Origin of the sequence: Acrocarpospora catenulata, from assembly GCF_018476525.1 — a bacterium.
Classification (GTDB): domain Bacteria; phylum Actinomycetota; class Actinomycetes; order Streptosporangiales; family Streptosporangiaceae; genus Acrocarpospora; species Acrocarpospora catenulata.
The window spans coordinates 20507-29579 of the sequence record NZ_JAHCST010000091.1; the positions used below are offsets into that span (position 1 = coordinate 20507).

Here is a 9073-nt window from a genome sequence, read left to right on the forward strand (position 1 = left end):
GTACGGAGACGAGTCGTGCCCACGCCACCACCCATCCCCTATGACCATCTGCCTGAGGTCCCGGAACTGACCGTCGAGAGCGACGACGTCAGCGACGGCGTAACCCTGCCCAACGCCCACGTCTTCAACGGCTGGGGCTTCGAGGGCCAGAACCTCTCACCGCACCTGCGCTGGTCGGGCGCCCCCGAGGGCACCAAGAGCTACGCGGTCACCTGCTTCGACCCGGACGCCCCCACCGGCTCGGGCTTCTGGCACTGGGTGCTGTTCGACATCCCCGCGACGGTGACCGAGCTCCCGACCGGAGCCGGCAGCGCCCCGGACTTCAAGGGCCTCCCACAGGGCGCCATCCACGCCCGCAGCGACTTCGCCACCAAGGAGTACGGCGGCGCGGCCCCGCCCCCCGGCACCCCCCACCGCTACCTGTTCGCCGTACACGCCCTGAGCGTGGAGACGCTCGGCGTCGACAGCGACACCCCGCCGGCGGTGGTCGGCTTCAACGTCACCGCCAACACGCTCGCCCGCGGCTATCTCGCACCTGTTTTCGAAAGCTGACACGAGCAAAGTGATGCACCAGCGGCGGCTGTTCCACTATGATTCGAACGGAGATTCGATCTAAGGATAGACCGCGATGGATTGGGAGGGCGGGATGAGTGAGCTGATGACGGCCATAGATCATCTGGCCGCCGAGGACCCGTCGGAACTACCCAGGGGCCTGCTGGCCGCGCAGCTGGTTGAGCTGCACTGGCAGATGGCCCGCCTGCAGGCCCAGATAGCTCGCCGCACATCTATCCGCCCCCCTGGGGCCTGAGCGACAGCCACCGATAGAACGACATACGGCCGGTGTCTCCCCTGGGGGACACCGGCCGTCGCTGCATGGGGTACTTGTGGAACCGGGAACGCTGACTTGGCCACGCCAACGTGTCCGGGGAGGGGGACGGGGCGAGGCCCGCTAGTTCGTGATCACGGCAGGGGAGTCCAGGGTGAGCCCGTGGGACAGGCCGGGGATCGAACCGGAGACGTCCTTGACGACGCGGCCCACTGTCGCCCGGGCCGAGGTGAGCCGGCCGTCCTGAACGGCCCCGACGGCCGGACGCACGGCGAGCCCGGCGGGCTTCCCACCGGCGACCGTCTCCGCCGTCTCAGCGACCGCCTCGGCCGTCTCGGTGACCGGCTTGACCGAGGCGAGCAGGACGAGATCGCCCAGCGCCGGAACCCCCTCGGCCAGGTTGCCGAACTGGGTGGCCTGGGTGACATCGGCGACCTTCGGCTGCCGCACACCACTCGTCACGGCGCCGAGCGTGCCGTGGCTCCCAAGCGTGCCGGTCATGTCCTTGCCGAGCGTGGTGAGCTGGGCGGCGGTGTGCACCGCGTCGCGGACCATGCCGCCGACCGGGGCCTCACACATCGTCACCGGCACCGCGGCCCGCGCCGCCTGGATCGCCTCCATCATGCAGGCCACGTCCGCGGGCTGGGCCGCCGTGCGCAGCACGCCCGGCGCCTTCGGCTGGCCGGCCACCACCGGCAGGGAGGCCGGCGCCTGCGGCAGGGCGCCGGTGACGCCACTGAGCGACCCGGTCAGCTGGTCCACCGGGTTGCCGATGCCCCCGGTCAGCCCGCCGAACGAGCTGAGCGGGTCGGGCCCGCCGAGCGGGTTGCCGCCGCCGACCGTGGCGAGCGGGTTGCCGCCACCCGCGAACAGATCCCCGAGCAGGCCGCTGATCGGGTCCCTCGACCCGTCGGCCGCGAGCAGGCCCATGATCGGGTTGCTCGCCGGCGTCACCGCCACGGCGGCGGGGTTGTGCGACAGCGCCACGGCGGGCGCGGCGACCGCGGCCGCCAGGCCGAAAGTCGCCACCGCGATGGCGGTCTTGATCATTCGCTTCATGATTTGCCTTCCCGGCTTGTTCCGGTTTCCGGAACAAGAGCTAAGAACCCCCGTGACCGGCGCAGCACACGCCGGCTGATTGGCTAGGCCGAAGTTCTACCACCACGGCGGCCGGGGCCAAATCCGCAGCTCACTTGGTCCGGGGAAGGCAGCGCGCCCGGTAATTCCGGAAATGGAAGCGTGAAGGCTCACTCACTGGTCATCGGCATAGAGCCGGTTTTGGCGAGACATGCGGCGAGATGCGCACCGGCCCGGGAGAAAGGCTCGGTAAACGTGCCTCCCGGGCCGGAGGAACAGATTTTCCGCCTCCTTGAACTCAGTGAACGCAGCGAACTCGGTGAATTCGGTCAGGCACTGAGCCGGGCCATCTCCGCGGCGGGCTCGAAGGGGAACCGGTCGTCGAAGGCCGGCCGCAGATCGGAGAGCCAGACCGCACTCGGGTCGTACCGGGCGAAGAACGGCCGCCCGACCAGCTCGGGATCGCGGGCCTGGATGAGGTGGAGCACGAACACCCGCTCCCCGGCCACCTCGGCCACCCCGTCCACGCACACCTTGCCGGGCGTGGCCGACATGGAGGGCCCGCGCACGGTACGGCAGAGCCCGGACACCTGCGCGTAGGCGTCCCGGAAGATCTCGTACGCCCGGGCGAGCGGCACCGCGAAGTAGTCCCGCGGCCCGGTGTCCCGCTCCACGAACATGTAGTACGGCACCATGCCGAGCGCGTTCTGCCGCCGCCACATCCCCGCCCAGGCCGCGGCCTCGTCGTTGATCGACCGGATCAGCGGCGCCTGGGTGCGGATGACCGCCCCGGTGTCCAGCACCCGCCGCACCGCCGCCGCCACGATCGCGGGCTCCAGCTCCCGGGGATGCGAGAAGTGCGCCATGAACGCGAGGTTCTTCCCCGCGGCCACCACCTCTTCGAACAGCCGGAGCGTGGCCGCCGCGTCCGGGTCGGTGACGAACCGGCCAGGCCAGTACGCCAGCGACTTCGTCCCGATCCGGATGGACTCGATCTGCTCCATCTTCAGCAGCGGCTCCACGTACCGCCGGAGCACCGCCTCCCCCATGATCATGGGATCCCCGCCGGTGAACAGCACGCTGGTCACCTCCGGATGCGCCTGGAGGTACCCGACGAGCCCGGACACGTCCCCGGAGGCGAACTTCAGCTCCGGCTCCCCGATGAACTGCGCCCACCGGAAGCAGTAGGTGCAGTACGCGTGACAAGTCTGCCCCTGCTTCGGAAAGAAGAGCACGGTCTCGGGATATTTGTGCTGCATGCCCGGCACCGGCTCCGCGCCGACCTTGGGCACGTTGAGCGTGGTCTGCCCGGCCGGGTGCGGGTTGAGGCTGCGCCGTACCTCAGCCGCCGCGGCCTGGACCGCACCGGCCGGGGCGCCGTCGCGCAGCAGCGCGGCCAGCCGGGCCACGTCGGGTTCGGGCAGCATGTCGTCCTGCGGGAAGACCAGCCGGTAGATGGGATCGTCGGGCACCGCCGACCAGTCGATCAGCTCCTCCACCACGTACGCGTTGGTGCGGAACGGGAGCACGGTGGCCACCGCGGCGGCCCGCAGCCGGGCCTCCTCGGTCAGGCCCGCCCTGCTCAGCAGGTCGTCAAGGTGTTTGCCGGTGTAGGCCCGGAAGCCTCGGGTTCCCTCTGCGAAGATCACGCGGCCTTCCCCTCCCGATAGTTTTCCCGAACCGATGTAAACCAACTGTCGCGTTCAGGCGTCTAGGCAACTCATATACCGGGTGCAATGAGTTCCCACAGGCACTTCCACGGAACTGCAAAATCCTTTGTCAAACCTTGACCCAATCTCGCGATATATCGCGAGGTGCGGTAGCCTGCCGGTGTGATAGTCAACGACCCTGGTCAGCGTGCCTCCGACGCCGACCGTGACCGTGTCGCCGCCATCCTCGGCGAAGGACTAGCCACCGGACGGCTGACCAGCACCGAGCACGCCAACCGGCTGGAAGCCACCTACTCCGCCGTCACCGTCGGGGACCTCGTCCCGATCACCAGTGACCTGCCCCCCGAGGTCGTCCGCCCGGGCATGGCCGGGGAGACCGCCCGGCAGGAGGTCTCCGCGGTCTTCAGCAAGGTGATCCGCGGCGGGCGCTGGGTGCCCGGCCGGCACACCACCTTCAACGCGGTCTTCGGCGCGCTCATCGTCGACCTGACCGAGAGCGTGCTCCCCGGCCGGGAGATCACGCTGGAGCTCAACTCGTTCTGCGGCAAGCTCATCGTCCGGGTCCCGGAGAACGCCAACGTGATCGACGAGGGCAGCGCGCTGTTCTCCAAGCGCCACGTCAGCGGCGGCAGGATCGAGGACGGGCCGCTCATCCGGGTGACCGGAAGTGCCAGATTCGGAAAAGTCATCGTCTCGCGCAAGGTCACAGACTGGAACCTGCGCGGGTAGCGAGCACCGTCCCGGGGCAGCCGGACCTACGATGCAGAAGAAATCTTCGATAGGACGGCGCTGTGTCACGACCCGCGATGGAACCACATGCCGGCGCCTGACGCGCCGCCCGGCAACGCGCCCCTGACCGCACAGCTGCCGACCGCACAACCACCGACAACCCCCACGCCGATCGCCCTGGACGCGATGGGGGGCGACCACGCCCCCGCCGAGATCGTGGCCGGCGCCGTGCTGGCCGTACGGGAACACGGCGTGCCCGTGGTCCTGGTGGGCCAGCCGCGGGTGCTCTACGAGGCGCTCTCCCGGCACGGCGCCACCGCCGAGGTGCCGATCGTCCGGGCCGAGGAGACCCTGGCCATGGACGAGGGCGCGCTGGCCAGCCTGCGCCGCCCGCGCTCCAGCATCGCGGTCGCCTGCCACCTGCTCCGGCGCGGCGACGCCGCCGCCGTGGTCTCGGCCGGCTCCACCGCCGGGGTGGTCGCCACCGCCAAGCTCCGCCTGAAGGTCCAGCACGGCGTGCTCCGCCCCGCCATCGCGGTCGCCCTGCCCACCCTGCCCAACCCGACCATCCTGCTGGACGCCGGCGCCACCGCCGACGCCAAACCGGAGATGCTCCTGCAGTTCGCCCAGCTCGGCGCGGCCTACGTGGAGGCCGTACTTGGCGTGAAACACCCCCGGATCGGCCTGCTGACCATCGGCGCCGAGGCCGAGAAGGGCAACAAGCTCGTCAAACGCGCCCACGAACTGCTCGCGTCCGGCCACCACGGCCTGGACTTCGCCGGCAACGTCGAGGGCCACGACCTGCTCACCGGCAAGGTCGACGTGATCGTCGCCGACGGCTTCACCGGCAACATCGCCCTGAAGACCATGGAGGGCAGCGTCCGGTACGCCTTCGGCCAGCTCAGGGAGAGCGTCGCCGACAGCCCCGTGGCCCGGTTCGGCGGCCTGCTCCAGCGCTCCCGGCTACGCGAGCTCTACCGGCGCCTGGACCCCGAGGCGCACGGCGGCGCCGTACTGCTCGGGCTGACCGGGACCGTGGTGATCGCGCACGGCGCCGCGCAGGCCAGGGGCATCGCGGCGGCCTGCCAGCTGGCCGCGCGGCTGGCCGCGGGCAAGGTGGTGGCCAGGGTCGGCGAGCGCATCGCGGCCACCGCGCGGGCGCACCGCCGCTGGTGAGTTTTATCCGCGCGCCGGTGCTGGTGAGCCTCGATAGGCTTTACTCATGACCGACCCGCAACTCGTGCTCGCCGAAGGCGTCCAGCGTGCGCTGGCCGCCGCCTTCGGGCCGGAGTACGCCGCCGAAGACCCGCTGATCAGGCCCTCCCAGTTCGCCGACTACCAGGCGAACGTCGCGATGAGCCTGGCGCGACGACTCGGGCGGGCACCGCGGGAGGTCGCCCAGGCCATCGCCGACAACATCGACATCCCCGGCACCGTGGAGATCAGCGGCCCCGGCTTCGTCAACCTCACCCTGTCCGACGGCTGGCTGGCCGCCCAGGCAGCCGAGCAGCTGGCCGACGACCGGCTCGGCGTGCCCGTCGAGACCCCGGCCACCGTCGTGGTCGACTACTCCGCGCCCAACGCCGCCAAGGAGATGCACGTCGGCCACCTGCGCACCACCGTGGTCGGCGACGCCCTGGTCCGCGTCCAGGCGCACCTGGGGCACCGGGTGATCCGGCAGAACCACCTGGGCGACTGGGGCACGCCGTTCGGCATGCTGATCGAGCACCTACTCGACATGGGCGAGGCCGCCGCCGTCGCGCAGCTGGAGGCCGGTGAGGGCAACCCGTACTACCAGGCGGCCCGCGCCAAGTTCGACAGCGACCCCGCGTTCAACGAGCGCGCCCGGGCCCGGGTGGTCACCCTCCAGGCGGAGGACCCGGAGACCATGCGGCTCTGGCACATCTTCATGAACGCCACGATCCGCTACTTCAACAAGGTCTACACCGAGCTCGGGGTCACCCTCACCGACGACGACATCGCCGGCGAGAGCATGTACAACCACATGCTCGCCCAGGTCTGCGACGAGCTGGAGAGCCGGGGCATCGCCGTGATCAGCGACGGCGCGCTCTGCGTCTTCCCGCCCGGCTTCACCGGGCGCGAGGGCCAACCGCTCCCGTTCATGATCCGCAAGAGCGACGGCGGGTACGGCTACGCCACCACCGACCTGGCCACCATCCGCTACCGGATCCAGGACCTCAAGGCCGACCGCATCATCTACGTGATCGGCGTCACCCAGTCGCTGCACCTGCAGATGCTGTTCGCCTCCGCCCGGCTGGCCGGCTGGCTGCCCGACGAGGTGCGGGCCGAGCACGTGCAGATCGGCAGCGTGCTGGGCAGCGACGGCAAGATGTTCAAGACCAGGGCCGGCAAGTCCATCAAGCTGCTGGAGCTGCTGGAGGAGGCGGAGACGCGGGCGGCGGCCGTCCTGGTCGACCGCGACTACGACGAGGCCACCCGGGCCGAGATCGGCCACGCGGTGGGCATGGGCGCGGTCAAGTACGCCGACCTGTCGGTCAGCCACGACAGTGAGTACGTCTTCGACTTCGACCGCATGCTCGCCCTGACCGGCAACACCGGGCCGTACCTGCAGTACGCGACCGCCCGCATCCGCTCGATCTTCCGGCGCGGCGGGTTCGACCCGGCTGAGCCCCACGGCCCGATCGTCATCGGCCACCCCGCGGAACGGGCGCTGGCCCTCCAGTTGCTCGGCTTCGGGGCCGTGGTCGCCGAGGTCGGCGAGGCCAACGCGCCGCACAAGCTCTGCGCGTACCTGTTCGATCTGGCCAGCGCGTTCACCACGTTCTACGAGAACTGCCCGGTGCTCAAGGCCGACAGCGAGGAGGACCGGCAGTCCAGGCTGGCGCTGGCCGCGCTCACCCTGCGGGTGCTGGTGCAAGGGCTCGACCTGCTCGGAATCGAGGTTCCCGAGCGGATGTGACGGCGCGCCTGCGGGCGGGCGGCGGGGCAGGCGTCTACGCTGGGCGCGGTCAAGGGAGTGTCCGGGCAGGGTCAGCGAACACTCGGCTCTTAATGAGAAAAGCTTGATCTGGACAGCCTTGTCGTCGGGGTTGTGCTTTTCTCGTTAAAACCGTCGGGGAGCGTAACGCGTGAGCATGGACGTCAGCGACTTGATCGGCGACCACGCCGACCTGACTGAGCTGCACCGATACGCCGGGGCCCTGTTGGTGCACCTGACCGCGGAGGGCACCCCGCCCCCGCGGCCGCCCGTGGACGTACCGGACTACTGGCTCTCCCCCGCCCTGCACGCGCTGGCGCGGATCATGGCGGGGGAGGACGCGCTGGAGCCGCTGACCAGGGCCGCCCAGCTGGACGGGGAGCGCACCTCCCTGTTCCTCTGCCTGGCGCTGGCGGTCTGCGGCCACGGGGACCGCATCCACGCCTCCTGGCTCGGCACCGCCTTCGGCGACCTCAGCCCCGACCACCCGGTCACGGCCGGCCAGCGGGCCCTCTGGCTGGCCGCCGCCCGCGGGGCGTACGGACCGGCCGGGAAGATCTTCGTCCTGCGCAAGCTGGACGCGGTCGAGGTGCCTCCGGACCAGGATCCCTGGCTCAAGGCCCTGGTGCCCGCCGAACCCGGCCTGGTGGTGCCTCCTTCGCTGGCCGACTTCCCGGAACTCGCCCAGATCCCCGCCCTCGGCGTCCCCGTCACGGCCGCCGCCCGGCTGGCCCGCCTCCGCGGCCGCTGCGAGGAGATCACCTCGGTACGGCAGGCGCCCGCCGACGCCCGCTGGCCGGAGACCGAGCCGGTGGCGGTGCTCCGGACCCTCATCGGGCAGGGCGGGCCGACGGAGCCGTTGAGCTCGCTTACCGGGCATCTGCTCGATGACGTGCAACCGGGGGCGGATCCTCATCTGGCGGCGCTGGCGTTGCACGTGGCGGCGCCGGTGGTGAAGGCGGCGGCCGAGTCGCTGGCCGCCAGTACTCTCGTCGATCCGCCGGAGTCGATCACCGTTCCGATTCTGGGGAACGCGATCGTGCTGCGGCCTGACGGGCCCGACGCGGCCACTCTGGCCGAGGCTGAGCGCCGGGTGGCGGCTCGAGTGCCGCGGCGTGGGATGGCTTTCCGGGGGGCTTATCCGCTGGCGGGCGTCGGGGTCGTGCTGATGGTGCTCGGGGTCGTCGTGGCCTGGCCGTTCGCCGTGGGTGGGGGGGCGGTCTGTGGGTGGGCCTGGTGGTTGTTGTGGCGGCGTAGGCAGCAGGAGCGCGCCGATGCGGTGACCATCGAGGCTGAGTTGGCTTCCCTGCGTGAGGTGACCCAGGGGGCGGTGTGGGCGTTGCACGAGTACGGACGCGAAGCCAAGACCCTCCAGGAACGCGCCCAGGCCGACCTCACAGCGGTCACCCGCCTACTTCGCCGGGGGCCTCGCGCCGGCTGACCCGGATTGGGGCAGCGACCCCTGATTGGGGCCTTGCGACCCGGGTTGCGAGTAGCGACCGCAGTGTGAGGGCGGTGGCCGTCCCGGTCGGGATCGTCGGCGCGGTGTCGACGGTGGCACCCCGGTGTGAGGGCGGTGGCCGTCCGGTCGGGATCGTCGGCGCGGTGTCGACGGTGGCACCCCGGTGTGAGGGCGGTGGCCGTCCGGTCGGGATCGTCGGCGCGGTGTCGACGGTGGCACCCCGGTGTGAGGGCGGTGGCCGTCCCGGTCGGGATCGTCGGCGCGGTGTCGACGGTGGCACCCCGGTGTGAGGGCGGTGGCCGTCCGGTCGGGATCGTCGGCGCGGTGTCGACGGTGGCACCCCGGTGTGA

The 9073-nt window shown here is 70.9% G+C and carries 8 protein-coding genes; 6 read left to right on the forward strand and 2 right to left on the reverse strand.

Annotated features, from left to right (window positions below):
* The first annotated feature begins 15 nt into the window (after positions 1-15).
* Positions 16-552 carry a YbhB/YbcL family Raf kinase inhibitor-like protein gene (locus KIP79_RS43605; RefSeq protein WP_308170217.1) on the forward strand — a complete coding sequence of 179 codons (537 nt, stop codon included), beginning with the start codon at positions 16-18 and terminating at the stop codon, positions 550-552.
* Positions 553-646: 94 nt separating this feature from the next.
* Positions 647-808 (forward strand): hypothetical protein, encoded by a 162-nt coding sequence (locus tag KIP79_RS43610; RefSeq protein WP_250214829.1) that lies wholly within the window; start codon positions 647-649, stop codon positions 806-808.
* Positions 809-949: 141 nt separating this feature from the next.
* On the opposite strand, the gene KIP79_RS43615 is transcribed toward KIP79_RS43610, so the two are convergent.
* Both KIP79_RS43615 and KIP79_RS43620 read right to left on the reverse strand, forming a co-directional pair.
* Positions 950-1885 (reverse strand): hypothetical protein, encoded by a 936-nt coding sequence (locus KIP79_RS43615; RefSeq protein ID WP_214110945.1) that lies wholly within the window; start codon positions 1883-1885, stop codon positions 950-952.
* 347 nt (positions 1886-2232) lie between these two features.
* Complete coding sequence (locus KIP79_RS43620; RefSeq protein ID WP_214110946.1) at positions 2233-3552, reverse strand: KamA family radical SAM protein; 1320 nt, start codon at positions 3550-3552, stop codon at positions 2233-2235.
* A gap of 183 nt (positions 3553-3735) precedes the next feature.
* Between KIP79_RS43620 and KIP79_RS43625 the strand changes: the two genes are divergently transcribed.
* The 4 genes from KIP79_RS43625 to KIP79_RS43640 all read left to right on the forward strand — a co-directional run bounded on the left by KIP79_RS43625 (position 3736) and on the right by KIP79_RS43640 (position 8702).
* Positions 3736-4302 carry a DUF1707 SHOCT-like domain-containing protein gene (locus KIP79_RS43625; protein WP_308170218.1) on the forward strand — a complete coding sequence of 189 codons (567 nt, stop codon included), beginning with the start codon at positions 3736-3738 and terminating at the stop codon, positions 4300-4302.
* Between the two features lie 87 nt (positions 4303-4389).
* A complete protein-coding gene (gene plsX / locus KIP79_RS43630) occupies positions 4390-5478 on the forward strand; it encodes a phosphate acyltransferase PlsX (RefSeq protein ID WP_250214830.1) in 1089 nt (362 codons plus the stop codon).
* Between the two features lie 46 nt (positions 5479-5524).
* Complete coding sequence (gene argS, locus KIP79_RS43635) at positions 5525-7243, forward strand: arginine--tRNA ligase (RefSeq protein ID WP_214110947.1); 1719 nt, start codon at positions 5525-5527, stop codon at positions 7241-7243.
* A 175-nt stretch (positions 7244-7418) separates the two neighbouring features.
* Positions 7419-8702, forward strand: a complete 1284-nt coding sequence (locus KIP79_RS43640) for a hypothetical protein (protein WP_250214838.1) — start codon at positions 7419-7421, stop codon at positions 8700-8702.
* Positions 8703-9073 lie beyond the last annotated feature (371 nt).